The sequence below is a fragment of the Pseudomonas sp. AN3A02 genome, from assembly GCF_011765255.1.
Taxonomy (GTDB): Bacteria; Pseudomonadota; Gammaproteobacteria; order Pseudomonadales; family Pseudomonadaceae; genus Aquipseudomonas.
In genome coordinates, this window is sequence record NZ_JAARNI010000005.1 from 387,149 (window position 1) to 404,089 (window position 16,941).

Genomic DNA, 16,941 nt, shown 5'->3' on the forward strand with positions numbered 1-16,941 from the left:
GGACACCGTCATGGCCAAACCTGGATTTCGCCTCGCGCTGTTTGCCACCCTGCTGGCCTTGATCGTGGTGCTGCTGGGTGCTTATACCCGCCTGACACACGCGGGCCTCGGTTGCCCGGATTGGCCGGGTTGTTATGGCTTTATCAGCGTGCCAAAAAGCGAAGCCCAGCTGGCCCATGCCGAACTGCATTACCCGGACACGCCGGTCGAGGCAGACAAAGGCTGGAACGAGATGACCCACCGTTATTTCGCCGGCGCCCTCGGCCTGCTGATCGTGCTGCTGGCAGCGCGCGCCTGGACTCATCGGCGTCATCCGGGGCAGCCATTGAAGTTGCCGTTGTTCCTGCTCGCGGTGGTGTTTGCCCAGGCGGCGTTTGGCATGTGGACGGTGACGCTGAAGCTCTGGCCGCAAGTGGTCACCGGGCATTTATTGGGCGGGTTTGCGACGCTGAGCCTGCTGTTCCTTCTGACGCTGCGGTTGTCCGGCGTGCTGCCGGCGCTGATCGTGCCCAGGCGTTTGCAATATTGGGCGACGGCCGGGCTGGTGCTGGTGATCGGCCAGATTGCCCTGGGCGGTTGGGTCAGCTCCAACTACGCGGCCGTGGCCTGTATCGACCTGCCGACCTGTCACGGGCAGTGGTGGCCGGCGGCGGATTTTGCCAATGGTTTTCACCTGACCCAGCATATCGGCCCCAATTACCTCGGCGGGCAACTGGACAGTGATGCGCGCACGGCGATTCATCTCACCCACCGAATTGGCGCGCTGCTGGTCACCGTCGTACTGCTGGGCCTCGCCTGGCAACTCAAGGTGGTCGGCATGACCCGCTTGGCCGGCCTGTTGTTGATCGCCCTGGCGGCGCAAATCTGCCTGGGCTTGAGCAACGTGTACTTTCACCTGCCGCTGCCGGTTGCCGTTGCGCATAACGCCGGCGGCGCGGCGTTGCTGCTGACGCTTGTGCTGGTCAATTACCACGCCCGCACCAGCCTGGTCCGGGTGCGGCATCAGTTGCCGTTCGGCTGGCGCTTCAGCCCGCGTAAACACGTGTCGGGCCTCATGACCCTAAAAGGAGAGATGCCATGGCGACCTTGATCGGCGAGCGTCATAGCCAGGCGATCTGGCGTGACTATCTTGAGCTGACCAAGCCAAAAGTGGTGGTGCTGATGCTCATCACCTCGCTGGTGGGTATGTTCCTCGCCACCCGCGCCGGAGTGCCTTGGCCGGTGCTGATTTTCGGCAATCTGGGCATCGCCCTGTGTGCCGGTGGCGCGGCGGCGGTGAACCATGTGGTGGATCGGCGCATCGATGCGCTGATGGCGCGCACCCATAAACGTCCGCTGGCGCAAGGGCGCGTATCGCCTGTGGCGGCGCTTGTTTTCGCGATGGTGCTGGCGGTGGCCGGGCTGGCGTTGTTGCTGGCGTTTACCAATCCGCTGGCCGCCTGGCTGACCCTGGCTTCGCTGTTGGGCTACGCCGTGATCTACACCGGTTTCCTCAAACGTGCGACGCCGCAGAACATCGTCATCGGCGGCCTTGCCGGTGCCGCGCCGCCGTTGCTGGGTTGGGTTGCCGTCACTGGCCACGTCAGCGCCGAACCGTTGCTGCTGGTGCTGATCATCTTCGCCTGGACTCCGCCACACTTCTGGGCCCTGGCGATTCACCGCAAGGAGGAATACGCCAAGGCCGACATCCCGATGCTGCCGGTGACCCACGGCGAGCACTACACCAAGGTGCATATCCTGCTCTACACCTTTGCCCTGCTGGCGGTCAGTCTGATGCCGTATGTCATCCATATGAGCGGCGTGCTGTACCTGGTGTGCGCGCTGGTTCTGGGCGGACGCTTTCTGCAATGGGCCTGGGTGCTGTACCGTGGCAGTCGGCCGCACGCGGCGATCAACACCTTCAAGTACTCTATCTGGTACTTGTTCGCGCTGTTTATCGCCCTGCTCGTAGACCATTACCTATTGTTGAACCTATGACTCGAACTCAAAAAACTGTCTTCATTCTGGTGGCCATTGTCGCGTTGATCATGGGCCTGACCGTCAACAAAGTACTGAGCGGCAAAGGCCAGGGCGACCCGACTGCCTTGATCGATGCAGGCATCATCCTGCTGCCGCAAAGCCGCCAGTTGCCGCCGGTGACCATGACCAACCAGGACGGCCAGCCGGTGGTGGTCAATGAGTTGAAAGGCAAGTGGAGCGTGCTGTTCTTCGGCTACACCTTCTGCCCGGACATCTGCCCGACCACCCTCGCCCAACTGCGCCAGATCAAGAGCGAGCTGCCTAAAGACGTTGTGGATAAGTTGCAGGTGATCCTGGTCAGCGTTGACCCGAACCGTGATACGCCGGCGCAACTCAAGCAGTATCTGGGCTACTTCGATCCACAGTTCGAGGGCCTGACCGGCGCGAATGTGGACGATGTGCAGAAAGTGTCCAATGCGGTAAGCATTCCGTTTATTCCGGCGGACACCAGCAAGCCCAACTACACCGTCGACCACAGCGGCAACCTCGCGCTGATCGGGCCGGATGGAACGCAACGCGGGTTTATCCGGGCGCCGTTGAACAACCAGAAGCTGGTGGCGCAGTTTCCGGGGTTGTTGCAGCGTAAATAAGCCTGCCGACCATTTCCTGAGCGACACAAATCAAATGTGGGAGCGGGCTTGCTCGCGAAGGCGGTGTGTCAGTCAACAGATGTATCGACTGAACCACCGCCTTCGCGAGCAAGCCCGCTCCCACATTGGTTATGTGCACGGCATTTAGATTAGATCGTTCCCACGCTCTGCGTGGGAATGCCGCTCTGGACGCTCTGCGTCCGCTTTTGAGGTCGTGACGCGGAGCGTCACAGGATGCATTCCCACGCAGAGCGTGGGAACGATCGATCGGGGTTTCGGCCCTGAATCAGAACGCCGGCAGAATCGCGCCTTTGTACTTCTCGGCAATGAATGCTTTCACTTCCGGGGTGTGCAGGGCTGCTACCAGCTTCTTCACCGCATCCGAATCTTTGTTGTCTTCGCGGGTCACCAGGATGTTCACGTAAGGCGAGTCTTTGCCTTCGATGGCCAGTGCGTCCTTGGACGGGTCCAGCTTGGCTTCCAGCGCGTAGTTGGTGTTGATCAGCGCCAGGTCGACCTGGGTCAGCACGCGCGGCAGGGTGGCGGCTTCCAGCTCGCGGAACTTCAGGTTTTTCGGGTTTTCAGTGATGTCCTTGATGGTCGACAGGATGTTGGTCGGGTCCTTCAGGGTGATCAGCTTGTTGTTGGCCAGCAGCAACAGCGCACGGCCGCCGTTGGTGGCGTCGTTCGGGATCACGACGTTGGCACCGCTTGGCAGTTCGGCCAGGGTTTTGTATTTGCTGGAGTAGGCGCCCAAAGGCTCGACGTGAACAGCGCCGACGCTCACCAGGTGAGTGCCCTTGGCTTTGTTGAATTCATCCAGGTACGGCTGGTGCTGGAAGAAGTTGGCGTCCAGGCGTTTTTCGGCAACCTGTACGTTTGGCTGGACGTAGTCGGTGAAGACTTTGACCTGCAAATCCACGCCTTCTTTAGCCAGAACCGGCTTCACGAATTCGAGGATTTCAGCGTGGGGCACCGGGGATGCGGCCACGGTCAGGGTTTCGGCGGCGTGGGCGGAGAACGCGGCAACGGCGGCGAAAGCAACCAGTAGTTTTTTCATTCAACAAGCTCCTTGTTCGGGAATTGGCCGGCTTCGCGCCGGCAATAGCCGTTATTTTCGAGAAAAGTGCACCACCAGCTTGTCGCCGACGGTTTGCAGAATTTGTACCAGGATCAACAGCAGCACCACGGTGACCACCATCACATCGGTCTGGAAGCGTTGATAACCGAAGCGGATCGCCAGGTCACCCAGGCCACCAGCACCCACCACACCAGCCATGGCCGTGTAGGAAACCAGTGTAATCGCCGTCACCGTAATCGCCGCGAAGATGCCGGGGCGGGCTTCGGGCAGCAAGGCGTTGGTGATGATCTGCCGGGTAGTGGCGCCCATGGCCTGGGTCGCTTCGATAATCCCGCGGTCCACTTCACGCAGTGCGGTTTCCACCAGGCGTGCAAAGAACGGCGTGGCCCCCACCACCAGCGGCGGAATCGCACCGGCAACACCCAGCGAGGTGCCGGTGATCAGCACCGTGAACGGAATCATCACGATCAGCAGAATAATGAACGGCAGCGAACGCAGGATGTTCACGATCAGCGACAGCATCGCGTACAGGCCTTTTTGTTCGAACAGCTGGCGCGGGCTGCACAGGAACAGCAGCACGCCCAGCGGCAGGCCCAACAACACGGTGAACAGCAGCGAGCCGAACAGCATGGTCATGGTGTCGCCGGTGGCCAACAGGATTTCGGACCAGTCGATGTTCGAGAAAAAGCTCAAGAAGATTTCCATTAGCGCAGCACCTCCATGTGGACGTCTGCGGCGGTGAAGGCGGCGAACGCGGCCTCCATGTCACCACCGGTGACGGCGAGGGTCAGTTGCCCGTAGGGAATGTCTTTGATGCGGTCGATACGACCGGCCAGGATGCTGTAGTCCACACCCGTTTCACGGGCGACGGTACCCAGCAGCGGTGCGTAGGTCGCTTCGCCCTGGAACGTCAGGCGCACGATGCGGCCTGGTACGTGAGCGAAGTCATCACGCTGCTCGCCTTCGTCTACCTGCTCGGACTCTTGCACGAAACGCTTGGTGGTCGGGTGCTTGGGGTGCAGGAACACGTCGGCGACGGTGCCTTGCTCGACGATCACGCCCGCGTCCATCACGGCCACGTGGTCGCAGACCCGGCGGATCACGTCCATTTCATGGGTGATCAGCACGATGGTCAGCTTCAGCTCACGGTTGATCTCGGCCAGCAGTTGCAGCACCGAGGCGGTGGTCTGCGGGTCGAGGGCGCTGGTGGCTTCGTCGCACAGCAGGATCTTTGGCTTGGTGGCCAGGGCGCGGGCGATGCCGACGCGCTGCTTCTGGCCGCCGGACAGCTGCGCCGGGTACTTCTTGGCATGGTCGGACAGGCCGACCCGGGCCAGCAGTTCGGCCACGCGCAGGTCGATCTCCTTGCGGGAAAGTTCGCCCGCGAGGGTCAGCGGCAGCGCCACGTTGTCGGCCACGGTCTTGGAGGCCAGCAGGTTGAAGTGCTGGAAGATCATCCCGACCTGTTGCCGGAAACGGCGCAGGCCGTTGGCGTCGAGGGCGGTGACTTCTTCGTCATCGACCTTGATCTGGCCGCCGCTGGGTTCTTCCAGGCGATTGATCAGGCGCAGCAAAGTACTTTTTCCCGCACCGGAATGGCCGATCAGACCAAACACCTGGCCATTTTCGACGCGCAGGTTGGTGGAATGCAGTGCGGGGATATCCTTACCGGCGACCCGGTAGGTTTTATGGACGTTATGAAACTCGATCACGTAGCGAACCTTGTGGGGCGCATTAAAAAGGGATCAGCGGTTAGCCGGGCGCGCATTTTAGCCTGTCCGTATAGCGTTTCTTAGCATTTATTTCTCATCCGACCAGCGATTTGGCAATAACGCGATCAAAGGTCATAAAAAAGGAACGGTACAAAACCGTGTCAGTCACTACATAAGCAACTCGAAATTCCCAGGTGCCGTGCCTGGGGTTTTGCTCAAGAAGAGCCGGGGATCGCTCTGGCCTACGCAAACGAGGAGTTTTTGTCTGATGAGCACTAAAAAGCCAGTCACCCCGCCCAAGAGCGAACTTGCGGGTACCGACACTCTGGACCGTGGCAATACCAACGCCAAGCTGCAAAGCCTGGAAACATTTCGCTCCGACGCTACCGGCCAGGCGCTGCGTACCAACCAGGGCGTGAAGGTTTCCGACAACCAGAACAGCTTGAAGGTCGGTTCCCGTGGTCCTTCGCTGCTGGAAGACTTCATCATGCGTGAAAAAATCACGCACTTTGACCATGAGCGCATCCCGGAGCGTATCGTTCATGCCCGGGGTACCGGTGCCCATGGTTATTTCCAGACCTATGAAAACCATTCGGCGCTGACCAAGGCCGGGTTCCTGCGTAACCCCGAACACAAAACCCCGGTATTTGCGCGTTTCTCCACGGTGCAGGGCCCTCGCGGCTCGGGTGACACCGTGCGTGACGTGCGTGGCTTTGCCGTGAAGTTCTTCACCGACGAGGGCAACTTCGACTTGGTGGGTAACAACATGCCGGTGTTTTTCATTCAGGACGCGATCAAGTTTCCTGACTTCGTGCATGCGGTAAAACCTGAGCCGCATAACGAGATTCCTACAGGCGGCTCGGCCCACGATACGTTCTGGGATTTTGTTTCGCTGCAGCCAGAGTCGGCGCATATGGTGATCTGGGCCATGTCTGACCGGGCGATTCCGAAAAGCCTGCGGACCATGCAGGGTTTTGGCGTGCATACCTTCCGTTTGGTGAATGCCGAGGGGAAATCCAACTTCGTCAAATTCCATTGGCGGCCGACAGTCGGCACTTGTTCCCTGGTGTGGGACGAGGCGCAGAAGCTGGCGGGCAAAGACACTGATTTCCACCGGCGCGACCTCTGGGAATCCATTGAAAGCGGCGATTACCCGGAATGGGAATTGGGCGTGCAGATCATCGCCGAAGAAGACGAGCATAAGTTCGACTTCGACATTCTCGACCCGACCAAACTGATTCCCGAAGAGCTGGTGCCGATCACGCCGCTGGGCAAGATGGTGCTCAACCGCAACCCGGACAACTTCTTTGCCGAGGTCGAGCAGGTGGCGTTTTGCCCAGGGCATATCGTGCCGGGCATCGACTTCTCCAATGACCCGCTGCTTCAGGGCCGGTTGTTTTCCTACACCGACACGCAGATCAGCCGACTGGGTGGGCCGAACTTTCACGAGCTGCCGATCAACCGTCCGGTCGCGCCGTTTCATAATGGCCAGCGCGATGCGATGCATCGCACCACCATCGACAAGGGGCGTGCGTCCTACGAGCCGAATTCGATTGATGGCGGCTGGCCGAAAGAGACGCCGCCTGCTGCCGAAGACGGCGGTTTTGAGACCTATCCGGAGCGAGTCGACGCCCACAAGGTCCGTGAGCGCAGCGAGTCGTTCGGTGATCACTTCTCCCAGGCGCGGTTGTTTTTCCGCAGCATGAGCAAGCACGAGCAGGAGCACATCATTGCGGCCTACAGCTTCGAGCTGGGCAAGGTGGAGCGTGAATTCATCCGGGCGCGGCAGGTGAACGAGATCCTCGCCAACATCGACCTGGAGCTGGCCAAGCGCGTGGCGCAGAACCTGGGCTTGCCGGCGCCGAAGAAAGGCACCGTGCCGGAGCGCAAGACGTCTCCGGAACGTTCGCCAGCGTTGAGCCAGGCCAACTTGTTGTCGGGTGATATCAAGACTCGCAAGGTGGCGATTCTGGCCGCGAACGGCGTTGATGGTGCGGCGATTGCTGCCTTGAAGGCGGCGCTGGAAGCCGAGGGTGCGCACGCGAAGCTGCTCGGGCCGACATCGGCACCGGTGACGACGGCAGATGGCAAGAGTCTGCCGGTGGATGCGTCAATGGAAGGTTTGCCGTCAGTGGCGTTCGATGCGGTGTTTGTGCCGGGCGGGGCCAAGTCGGTGCAGGCACTGAGTGGCGACGGCGTTGCTTTGCATTACCTGCTGGAGGCGTACAAGCACCTGAAGGCGATTGCCTTGGCCGGTGAGGCGAAGCAGTTGCTGGATGTGCTGAAGCTTGAGGCGGATGCGGGGCTGATAGTGGGCGGCGATGCGAAGGCGTTGAAGGCGTTTTTTGCGGCGATTGCCCAGCATCGGGTCTGGGATCGGGAGCCGAAGGCTAAAGCTGTTCCGGCTTAAGTTATCGGTTGTTTGTTAGACCGCCTTCGCGAGCAAGCCCGCTCCCACATTTGACCGCATTCCAAAGGTGGAACTCGGTTAAATGTGGGAGCGGGCTTGCTCGCGAATGGCGTTATTCAGTCTTACGCGGAATCAACACAACCTGCGCCGGTACCTTCTTCAGGATCTGCCGGTGAATCTTCAAGTCATACCCCGAATCGATGCGCTTCACCCGTTTGGTCAGCAACGTGGCCAGCCATGGGTAATCTTCAGTGCGCGGTGCCCGGATGCTCACATCGCACTGGTAATTCACCACATCGGTGGCGATTTCATCCAGTTGATGGCGCAGCGCCTCAATATCGGTGAGGTTCAGCGCAACCGTGGTACTGGGTGCTGCCGGGTCGATGACCTTGGCGGGTGGCTTGGCTTCAGCGGCTTTCAAGGCAGCCTCGGCTTTATCCAGCTCGACCTTGCGGGCGTGGGTAATCGCGCTGTTGACGCCACCGGTCAGCGCCGGCGCCTTGGGCATTAATGCACGGGCGCGGCTCAGGGCCGTGGCGGCTGCATTGACGTCACCTTTTTGCAGAACGATCTGGCTGCGCTGCAAATAGGCTTCGGCCAGTTGGCGCTGATAAGGCTCCAGCGCCGGGTCGTTGGGCGATTGGGCCTGCAAGGCGGCCAGCTCATCTTCGGCGGTGGCCAGTTCACTGCTGGCGAGGTTTTGCTCCAGCTGTGCGATGGCCGCAGCCCGTGCGTCCGGGGTCTCGGGGGCGCCGGGCGGGGTGCTTTGGCAGGCGCCCAGCAGCAAGGAAAATGCGGCAAGGAGCAGATAACGGGCGTTGAACAGCTTCATTCCTGCGACTCTCTAATTGCGCAAAAAGCGAGCAAGTCTACACCCCACGACGGGGCAGGACAAAACTCAGCAGAAACAGGGCGGCCGCCGTGACCACAATCGACGGCCCGGCCGGGGTGTCCTTGAACCATGACAGCGCCAGGCCACCACACACCGCAAGCATCCCCAGCAGGCTGGCGCCGACCGCCATTTGCTCCGGCGAGCGGGCATGACGCTGGGCCGCAGCCGCCGGGATGATCAGCAGCGATGTGATCAACAATACGCCGACAATCTTCATCGCGACAGCAATCACCACGGCGATCAGCAACATCAGGGTCATGCGCAGCGCCGCCACGGGCAAGCCTTCGACAGTGGCCAGTTCTTCGTGGACGGTGATCGCCAGCAGCGGGCGCCACAGCGTCACCAGCAACACGAGCACTGCCGCGCTGCCGCCGAGAATCCAGGCCAGGTCGGTGGGGCTGATTGCCAGCAGGTCGCCGAACAGGTAGGCCATCAGGTCGATGCGCACTTCATGCATGAAGCTCAGAACCACCAGGCCCAAGGACAGCGTGCTTGGCGCCAGGATGCCCAGCAGCGTATCGGAAGCCAGCGGCTGGCGCTGTTGCAGGGTCACCAGCAACACGGCCAGCAGCAGGCAGCCGACGGTGACGGCAATGGTCGGGCTCACATCCAGCAGAAAGCCCATGGCCACGCCCAGCAGCGCGGCGTGGGACAGCGTGTCGCCAAAATAGGCCATGCGCCGCCAGACCACGAACGAGCCCAGTGGACCCGCCACCAGCGCCAAAGCCAAGCCTGCCAGCAGGGCGTAGAGCAGAAAATCAGCCATGCTTGCAGCTATCTCCATGAACGTGGGTTTGGGGTGCGGTGGGGTCATCAACTACGGCGCCATGCAGGTCATGGGCGTGGTCGTGATGGTGGTGATAAATCGCCAGGCTTTGGGCGTTCTTGCCGAACAGCTCGACGAAAGCCGGATCGCCGCTGACTTGTTCCGGGTGGCCGGAGCAGCACACGTGGCGATTGAGGCACACCACCTGGTCGGTGGTGCTCATCACCAAGTGCAGGTCGTGGGAGACCATCAGCACGCCGCAGCCATGGCGGTCCCGCAGGCGGGTGATCAGGCTGTACAACTCGGCCTGGCCGGCCACGTCGACACCTTGCACGGGTTCATCGAGTACCAGCAATTCCGGCTCGCGCAACAGGGCGCGGGCGAGCAGCACACGCTGCATTTCGCCGCCGGAGATACTTTGTACCGGGCTGTCGATCACCTGTTCGGCGCCGACTTCCTTGAGCGCGGACTGTGCGCGGGCACGGTCAACACCGGGCACCAGGCGCAGAAAGCGCAGCACCGACAGGGGCAAGGTCGGGTCCACATGCAGCTTCTGCGGCATGTAGCCAACCCGCAGCTTCGGCTTGCGCCACACGCTGCCGCTGTCGGGTTTGAGCAGGCCGAGCACGGCGCGCACCAGCGTGGTCTTGCCGGCGCCGTTGGGGCCGATCAGCGTGACGATCTGCCCCGGCTCGACGCTCAGTGCGATGTTATCCAGCACGTTTTGCCCGGCGAACGTGACCCCGACCTGTTCCAGGCGGATTAACGCAGTGCTCATCAAGCCCCCTGGCAGCCCGAGCACACACCGACCACTTCGACGGTTTGCCCTTCGACCTTGAAGCCGACGTCGCCGGCGCTCTTGATGATGCTGTCGCTGATGCTTTTTTGCTCAAGCTCGATGGCGGCGTGGCATTCGCGGCAAATCAGGAACTGGCCCTGGTGCGCGTGCTCCGGGTGGTTGCAGCCGACAAAGGCGTTCAGCGACGAGATGCGGTGCACCAGGCCGTTGTCCAGCAGGAAGTCCAGCGCGCGGTACACCGTGGGCGGCGCGGCGCGGCGGCCGTCCTGCTCGCTGAGCACGCCGAGGATGTCGTAGGCACCCAGCGGCTTATGGCTTTGCCACACCAGCTCCAGCACCCTGCGACGCAGGGCGGTCAGGCGCAGGCCTTGGCGCGCGCACAGTGCGTCGGCCTCTGACAGCGCGGTGTGCACGCAGTGAGAGTGGTCATGGGGACGGCTGGCAAGCGGTGTTTTAGGCATGAGCGGCGACAGATATTTGTGAGAGACGTTATTATGTTACCTGTTCCTGCCTCCTTGAGTGGTCATCGTGTCCAGACTTTTTCCCGTTTTTGTCGTATTTGTCACCAGTTTGCTGCTTGCCGGTGCCGCTCAGGCGGAGGTTCGGGTGCTGACCAGCATCAAACCGTTACAGCTGATTGCCGCTGCCGTGCAGGACGGCGTGGCGGTTCCCGAGGTATTACTGCCGCCGGGCGCCTCGCCGCATAACTATGCGCTGCGTCCATCCGACGTACGGCGTGTGCAGTCGGTGGACCTGCTGTATTGGATTGGCCCGGACATGGAAACCTTTCTGCCGCGAGTCCTGAAAGGCCGTACCTTGCCGACGGTGGCGGTGCAGGACCTTGCGGGGATGAAACTGCGCCGGTTCACCGAAGACAGCCACTCCCATACCGAAGATGCCGACGAACATGATCACGATCATCGTCCGGGAAGCCTGGACGCGCATCTTTGGTTGTCGACGGTCAACGCCCGAGTAATCGCCAACCGCATGGCAGCGGACCTCAGCGCTGCAGACCCGGCCAACGCAGAGCGTTATCAGAGCAACGTGAAGGCCTTTGATGGCCGTATGGACGCCTTGGATGCGCGCTTGAAAGCACGTATGGCGGATGTCGCCGGCAAGCCGTATTTCGTATTCCATGAGGCATTCGACTACTTCGAAGATGCCTACGGCCTCAAGCACACGGGTGTGTTCAGCGTTGCCGCAGAAGTGCAGCCAGGCGCCCAGCATGTGGCGGCGATGCGCACGCGTTTGCAGGAAGTGGGCAAGACGTGTGTGTTCAGCGAGCCGCCGTTGCGCCCTCGCCTGGCGGAAACCTTGGTGGCGGGTTTGCCGGTGAAGCTGGCGGAGCTGGATGCGTTGGGCGGCTACACGCCGGCGACGGCTCAGGGGTATGAGCAGGTGCTGGAGAAGCTGGGGAATGACTTGGCAGGGTGCCTGGAGTCGCTCTGACAGACGCCGCATAACCAATGTGGGAGCGGGCTTGCTCGCGAATGCGGAGTTTCAGTCACCAGATGCGCTGACTGATCCACCGCATTCGCGAGCAAGCCCGCTCCCACATTTTTGACCGCGTACGACCTTTACAACGCGAACGGCAGTGGTGTCTTGACCTGCTGGCGTTGCGCCAGGCGCACTTGAAACTCCCGCGGGTCGTGAATCAGCACGTCCTGCCCGGCGAACGATTCCGCCGCAATCAGGCGTGACAGCCAGAACCGCACACAGGCCACGCGCAACATGGTCGGCCACAGCTCCGCTTCCTTGGCGGTAAACGGTCGCAAGCCCGCATAAGCCCCCAACAATGCCCGCGCCCGTTGGCCGTCGATCACGCCGTCGGCGTCCGAGCACCAGTCATTCAAGGCGATCGCCACGTCATACAGCATTGGTCCGGAGCAGGCATTGTAGAAGTCGATCAGCCCGGTCAGGTGCGTGCCTTCGAACATCGCATTGTCGCGAAACAGGTCGGCGTGGATATTCGCCCGGGGCAGCGCGAGGATCTGCGCCTTATGCGCCTCGATCTCATCCAGCGCGGCTTGCAGCAGGCGCTGTTGTTCTGTGTCGAGGTGCGAAATCAGTTGCGCGCCTTCGCTGAGCATCCAGTCCAGCCCGCGATCGGTCTTGCGTTCCAGTACCTTGTCGCCTTGGGTGGCCAAGTGCAGGTGACCGAGCAATTCGCCCACTTGCACGCAATGCTGGGCGTTGGCGTCCTTGATGTGCTTGCCCGCCAGGCGCGGTTGCAGCAGCGCCGGTTTGCCGGCAAGCGTGCGCAAGGCCACGCCGTCGGTGGTACGCAGGGCGTAAGGCACTGGCAGGTCGGCGTCGTGGAGCACGTCCAGCAGTTCGATGAAGAACGGCATTTCCTGCACCGGGCCACGTTCAACCAGGGTCAGGACAAATTCGCCCTGTTCCAGGCTGATAAAGAAATTGGTGTTTTCACTACCAGCGGCAATCCCCTGGAAATCAAGCAGGCGGCCGAGCCCATAAGGGGCAAGAAAGGTTTCCAGCTCGGGCCGAGCCAGGGGGGTGAACACAGACATGGTTAAAACTGCCGTTACGGGCGCTGCGGGGAGCAGCGCCGATTAAAGTTAAGAAATCATTTCCATTCGAAGATCTTCCATGACGGGATCAGCATATCCGGCTGGTCAGAGCGGATGAAGTTCGCATCGGTTCCGTCCGCGCGCACCAGGAAGTAAGGCGGAAAGCCTTTCTGAGTCACCTTGATTGCGTACAGGAAGCCATTTTGGCGGTATTCCTGGATGGTCTTGTCGCCTTCCGTGCGAATGGTGACTTCCGGGTCGCCTGAAGGGGCAGTATCTGCCGCCATGGCCACCATCGGAGTGAGTGCAATCAAGCCGGTCAACAACAGGCGATTTACTGTACGCATGATAACCTTGTCCCTTTGTCGTCATTGGTCCGGCTATTCTAGCGCCTGACCCGCCGAAAAGGTTGATCCTGCTCATGAGCCACGCCCCCCTCGTCCTGGTGGACGGTTCTTCTTACCTGTACCGCGCCTTTCACGCGCTGCCGCCGCTCACCACTTCCAAAGGCCTGCCTACCGGCGCGGTCAAGGGCGTGTTGAACATGCTCAAAAGCCTGCGCAGGCAATACCCGAACAGCCCGTTCGCGGTAGTGTTCGACGCAAAGGGCGGGACATTTCGCGATGAGCTGTACGCCGAATACAAGGCCAACCGCGCGAGCATGCCCGATGACATGCGCGTGCAGATCGAGCCGCTGCACCAGAGCGTGATCGCCCTGGGCTTCCCGCTGCTGTGCGTCGAAGGCGTGGAAGCGGATGACGTGATCGGCACCCTGGCCCGCAGCAGCGCGGCCGCCGACCGGCCGGTGGTGATTTCCACCGGTGACAAGGACATGGCGCAACTGGTGGACGGGCACATTACCTTGGTCAACACCATGACCGGTAGCGCCATGGACGTTGAGGGCGTGAAGGAGAAATTCGGTGTCGCTCCCGAGCAGATCATCGATTACCTGGCGTTGATGGGCGACTCGTCCGACAACATCCCGGGCGTTCCCGGCATTGGTCCGAAGACAGCGTCCGGCTTGCTGGTAGGCGTGAACGGCGGTTTGAAAGAGCTCTACGAGCAGCTCGATATCGTGCCGACCTTGCCGATTCGTGGTGCCAAGACCTTGGTCGCCAAACTCGAAGAGCATAAGGCGAGTGCGTTCCTGTCCTACGAGTTGGCGACGATCAAGATCGACGTGCCGCTGGATGTGGGCCTGGACGACTTGCACCTGATCGAGCCGGATCGCGAGAAGCTGCTGGAGCTGTACACGCTGCTGGAGTTCAAGAGCTGGATTGACGAGATTCAGCGCGATGCCAAGCGGGTTGAGCTGAGCGCCGCCCCATCGGCCGCAGTCGCGGAGGAAGCGATTGAAGCAGTCGCTCCGGTTTCTGTAGAGCCGGTGTACGAAACCATCCTCACCCAGGCTCAGTTTGATGCCTGGCTGAAGAAGCTCAACGACGCCAAGCTGTTCGCCTTTGATACCGAAACTACCGGGATCGACGCCCAGAAAGCGCAACTGGTGGGGGTATCGTTTGCCGTACAGGCCCATGAAGCGGCCTACATTCCGCTGACCCATTCCTACATCGGCGCGCCGGAACAGCTGGATCGCGACACCGTGCTGCTGGCCCTGAAGCCGTTGCTCGAAGACCCGGAAAAACTCAAGGTCGGCCAGCACGCCAAGTTCGACATGAACATCCTGGCCAACTGCGCCATTGGTGGCGACCCGGCACACGGCATCACCGTGCGCGGAATCGCCTTCGACACCATGCTTGAATCCTACGTGCTGAACTCCGTCGCGACCCGCCACGACATGGACAGCCTGGCGAAGAAGTACCTGGACTACGACACCGTCAGCTTCCAGGACATCGCCGGCAAAGGCGCCAAGCAACTGACCTTTGACCAGATTGCCTTGGAGCAAGCCGGGCCTTACGCGGCGGAAGACGCTGATGTAACCCTGCGCCTGCATCAGGAACTGCATAAGCAACTGTCGGCCATTCCTACCTTGGCCAGCGTCGTGTCCGACATCGAGATGCCGCTGGTGCCGGTGTTGGCGCGCATTGAACGCCAGGGCGCCCTGGTGGATGCCGCTTTGCTGGGTATCCAGAGCATCGAGCTGGGCAACAAGATGGTCGACCTGGAGCGCCAGGCCTACGAGATCGCAGGCGAGGAATTCAACCTGGGTTCGCCCAAGCAGTTGGGCGCGATTCTCTACGAGAAGCTCGGGCTGCCCGTGCTGAAGAAGACCGGCAAAGGTCAGGCCTCGACGGCCGAGGAAGTCTTGGCCAAATTGGCTGAAGACGACTATCCGCTGCCGAAAGTGCTGATGCAGTACCGCAGTATGAGCAAGCTGAAAAGCACTTACACCGACCGCCTGCCCGAGCAGATCAACCCGCGCACCGGGCGGGTTCACACGTCCTATCACCAGGCCGTCGCGGCGACCGGGCGTCTGTCTTCCAGCGATCCAAACCTGCAGAACATTCCGGTGCGTACCGCCGAAGGCCGGCGGATTCGCCAGGCGTTTGTCGCACCGAAAGGCTACAAACTGCTGGCGGCGGACTATTCGCAGATCGAGCTGCGCATCATGGCGCATTTGTCCAAGGACGAAGGGTTGCTGAATGCGTTCCGCGACGACCTGGACGTGCACACCGCCACGGCGGCCGAGGTGTTCAAGGTTGAGTTGGCTGAGGTCACGTCCAATCAGCGTCGCAGTGCCAAGGCGATCAACTTTGGCCTGATCTACGGCATGGGTGCCCAGAAACTCGGCAAGGACATTGGTGTCGACACCAAGACCGCCAAGGCTTACATCGATGTGTATTTCGCCCGCTACCCGGGGGTTCGCGAGTACATGGACCGCACCCGCGCCCAGGCGGCTGATCAGGGCTACGTGGAAACCCTGTTTGGGCGCCGCCTGTACTTGCCGGAGATCAATTCCAACAAGCCTCAGGAGCGTGCTGGCGCCGAGCGAACGGCGATCAACGCGCCGATGCAGGGTACCGCAGCCGATATCATCAAGAAGGCCATGGTCAAGGTCGACAACTGGCTGACGGCCTCGGGCCTGGATGCCAAGGTCATCCTTCAGGTGCACGATGAATTGGTGCTGGAAGTGCGTGAGGATCTGGTGGCTGAAGTCAGCGCGAAGATTCGTGAGCACATGAGCGATGCGGCGAAGCTGGATGTGCCGCTGGTGGTGGACGTCGGCGTGGGCGACAACTGGGACGAGGCGCACTAAGCACGGGCCTGGGCCGCGGTGTCATGCCGCGGCAGCTCTTTAGATCGGAAAACGCGGCGAGTTATTTCCAATAGTTTTTTGAGCGTGCTGGAACTTAACCCGTGAATTGCTACTCAGAGTTACTGAATGGGTGGTGAAGCCCTTCAATGCTCCTATGTTGTGTTAAGTGTTGGCAGATATCTGGACCCCGCCCTAGCGGTCCGGAACTTGGACCCCGAACTTCCCCTCCCCATACGAAGTCCGGGGTTTTTTTTGCCCCGAGTTTTTACTCGGCAGCTTCCGAACCCTTGTCAGCCAGTTCCATCCAGCCTGCCAGTACTGTGTAGGCATCTTCCAGGCCCATGCGTTTTGGCGCCGAGAACAGCTGGATAGTCACCGCATCGCCCCAACCTTTACGGATTTCTGCCTGCACTTTGAGCAGGGTGTTTTTCGCTGCGCCATAGGTCAATTTGTCGGCCTTGGTCAGCAGGACATGCATCGGCATGCCGCTGGCGACGGCCCAATCGAGCATCAACAGGTCGAAGTCGGTCATTGGATGACGGATGTCCATCATCAGAATCAGACCCTTCAAACTCTCCCGGCCACCCAGATAAGCTTCCAGGTGACGCTGCCAGTGCAGCTTCAGCGGGATAGGTACTTTTGCATAACCGTAGCCCGGAAGGTCGACCAGACGCCGATCATCGTCTAGCTTGAAGAAGTTGAGGAGCTGTGTGCGCCCCGGGGTTTTCGAGGTGCGGGCCAGGCTGGCGTGGGTCAGGGTGTTCAGCGCGCTGGATTTACCGGCGTTGGAACGGCCGGCGAATGCGACTTCGAAGCCTTCGTCATCGGGGCATTGGTCGACTTTGGCGGCGCTGAGCATGAAGGTGGACTGTTGGCACAGGCCGAGGATGGGATTCTTGAGTTGCATGAGTTTTCCGATGTGGGCGG

The 16,941-nt window shown here is 60.9% G+C and carries 16 protein-coding genes; 6 read left to right on the forward strand and 10 right to left on the reverse strand.

Annotation, left to right across the window (positions count from 1 at the left end; translation table 11 throughout):
- Window positions 1-10: 10 nt before the first annotated feature.
- Genes HBJ59_RS21150 through HBJ59_RS21160 form a run of 3 tightly spaced genes read left to right on the forward strand, consistent with a single transcriptional unit; the run spans window position 11 to window position 2,609 of the window.
- On the forward strand, window positions 11-1,090 hold the full coding sequence (locus HBJ59_RS21150) for a heme A synthase (RefSeq protein WP_167664646.1): 1,080 nt from the start codon (window positions 11-13) through the stop codon (window positions 1,088-1,090).
- Window positions 1,078-1,977, forward strand: a complete 900-nt coding sequence (gene cyoE / locus HBJ59_RS21155) for a heme o synthase (protein WP_076013314.1) — start codon at window positions 1,078-1,080, stop codon at window positions 1,975-1,977. Before HBJ59_RS21150 ends, cyoE begins: the two co-directional genes overlap by 13 nt.
- On the forward strand, window positions 1,974-2,609 hold the full coding sequence (locus HBJ59_RS21160; protein WP_003214837.1) for an SCO family protein: 636 nt from the start codon (window positions 1,974-1,976) through the stop codon (window positions 2,607-2,609). The genes cyoE and HBJ59_RS21160 overlap by 4 nt, the downstream gene beginning before the upstream one ends.
- Window positions 2,610-2,895: 286 nt before the next feature.
- On the opposite strand, the gene HBJ59_RS21165 is transcribed toward HBJ59_RS21160, so the two are convergent.
- From HBJ59_RS21165 to HBJ59_RS21175, 3 genes are read right to left on the reverse strand one after another with little or no spacing between them, the layout of a single operon-like run.
- Entirely contained in the window at window positions 2,896-3,669 is a 774-nt protein-coding gene (locus tag HBJ59_RS21165; RefSeq protein WP_076013315.1) for a MetQ/NlpA family ABC transporter substrate-binding protein, read from the reverse strand.
- Between the two features lie 51 nt (window positions 3,670-3,720).
- Window positions 3,721-4,395 (reverse strand): methionine ABC transporter permease, encoded by a 675-nt coding sequence (locus HBJ59_RS21170; protein ID WP_063033708.1) that lies wholly within the window; start codon window positions 4,393-4,395, stop codon window positions 3,721-3,723.
- Entirely contained in the window at window positions 4,395-5,402 is a 1,008-nt protein-coding gene (locus HBJ59_RS21175) for a methionine ABC transporter ATP-binding protein (protein ID WP_063033707.1), read from the reverse strand. The genes HBJ59_RS21170 and HBJ59_RS21175 overlap by 1 nt, the downstream gene beginning before the upstream one ends.
- 268 nt (window positions 5,403-5,670) lie before the next feature.
- Here HBJ59_RS21175 and katE point away from each other — a divergent pair, with 268 nt between their 5' ends.
- Window positions 5,671-7,812: a catalase HPII gene (gene katE / locus HBJ59_RS21180; protein ID WP_167664647.1), complete on the forward strand. Its 2,142-nt coding sequence runs from the start codon at window positions 5,671-5,673 to the stop codon at window positions 7,810-7,812.
- A gap of 112 nt (window positions 7,813-7,924) precedes the next feature.
- Here the strand turns inward: katE and HBJ59_RS21185 are convergent, their stop codons facing one another.
- The 4 genes from HBJ59_RS21185 to zur are packed head-to-tail and all read right to left on the reverse strand — an operon-like array spanning window position 7,925 to window position 10,730.
- Window positions 7,925-8,644: a PA5502 family lipoprotein gene (locus HBJ59_RS21185; RefSeq protein ID WP_167664648.1), complete on the reverse strand. Its 720-nt coding sequence runs from the start codon at window positions 8,642-8,644 to the stop codon at window positions 7,925-7,927.
- 37 nt (window positions 8,645-8,681) lie between these two features.
- Window positions 8,682-9,470, reverse strand: coding sequence for a zinc ABC transporter permease subunit ZnuB (gene znuB / locus HBJ59_RS21190; protein WP_010168631.1), 789 nt, complete (start codon window positions 9,468-9,470; stop codon window positions 8,682-8,684).
- The gene (znuC, locus tag HBJ59_RS21195; protein ID WP_076013320.1) at window positions 9,463-10,248 is read right to left on the reverse strand and encodes a zinc ABC transporter ATP-binding protein ZnuC; all 786 of its coding nucleotides are present in this window, start codon (window positions 10,246-10,248) and stop codon (window positions 9,463-9,465) included. The genes znuB and znuC overlap by 8 nt, the downstream gene beginning before the upstream one ends.
- Window positions 10,248-10,730: a zinc uptake transcriptional repressor Zur gene (gene zur, locus HBJ59_RS21200; RefSeq protein WP_026078035.1), complete on the reverse strand. Its 483-nt coding sequence runs from the start codon at window positions 10,728-10,730 to the stop codon at window positions 10,248-10,250. Before zur ends, znuC begins: the two co-directional genes overlap by 1 nt.
- Before the next feature lie 58 nt (window positions 10,731-10,788).
- On the opposite strand from zur, the gene HBJ59_RS21205 reads away from it, so the two are divergent.
- Window positions 10,789-11,718, forward strand: coding sequence for a zinc ABC transporter substrate-binding protein (locus tag HBJ59_RS21205; protein ID WP_076013321.1), 930 nt, complete (start codon window positions 10,789-10,791; stop codon window positions 11,716-11,718).
- 128 nt (window positions 11,719-11,846) lie between these two features.
- On the opposite strand, the gene HBJ59_RS21210 is transcribed toward HBJ59_RS21205, so the two are convergent.
- Window positions 11,847-12,800: a homoserine kinase gene (locus HBJ59_RS21210; RefSeq protein WP_076013322.1), complete on the reverse strand. Its 954-nt coding sequence runs from the start codon at window positions 12,798-12,800 to the stop codon at window positions 11,847-11,849.
- Between the two features lie 56 nt (window positions 12,801-12,856).
- Window positions 12,857-13,147, reverse strand: a complete 291-nt coding sequence (locus HBJ59_RS21215) for a DUF2782 domain-containing protein (RefSeq protein ID WP_003214814.1) — start codon at window positions 13,145-13,147, stop codon at window positions 12,857-12,859.
- A 74-nt stretch (window positions 13,148-13,221) separates the two neighbouring features.
- Here HBJ59_RS21215 and polA point away from each other — a divergent pair, with 74 nt between their 5' ends.
- Window positions 13,222-16,014, forward strand: a complete 2,793-nt coding sequence (gene polA, locus HBJ59_RS21220; protein WP_167664649.1) for a DNA polymerase I — start codon at window positions 13,222-13,224, stop codon at window positions 16,012-16,014.
- Window positions 16,015-16,279: 265 nt separating this feature from the next.
- Here polA and yihA read toward each other — a convergent pair whose 3' ends face one another.
- Window positions 16,280-16,921, reverse strand: coding sequence for a ribosome biogenesis GTP-binding protein YihA/YsxC (yihA, locus tag HBJ59_RS21225; protein WP_003214811.1), 642 nt, complete (start codon window positions 16,919-16,921; stop codon window positions 16,280-16,282).
- Window positions 16,922-16,941: the final 20 nt, after the last annotated feature.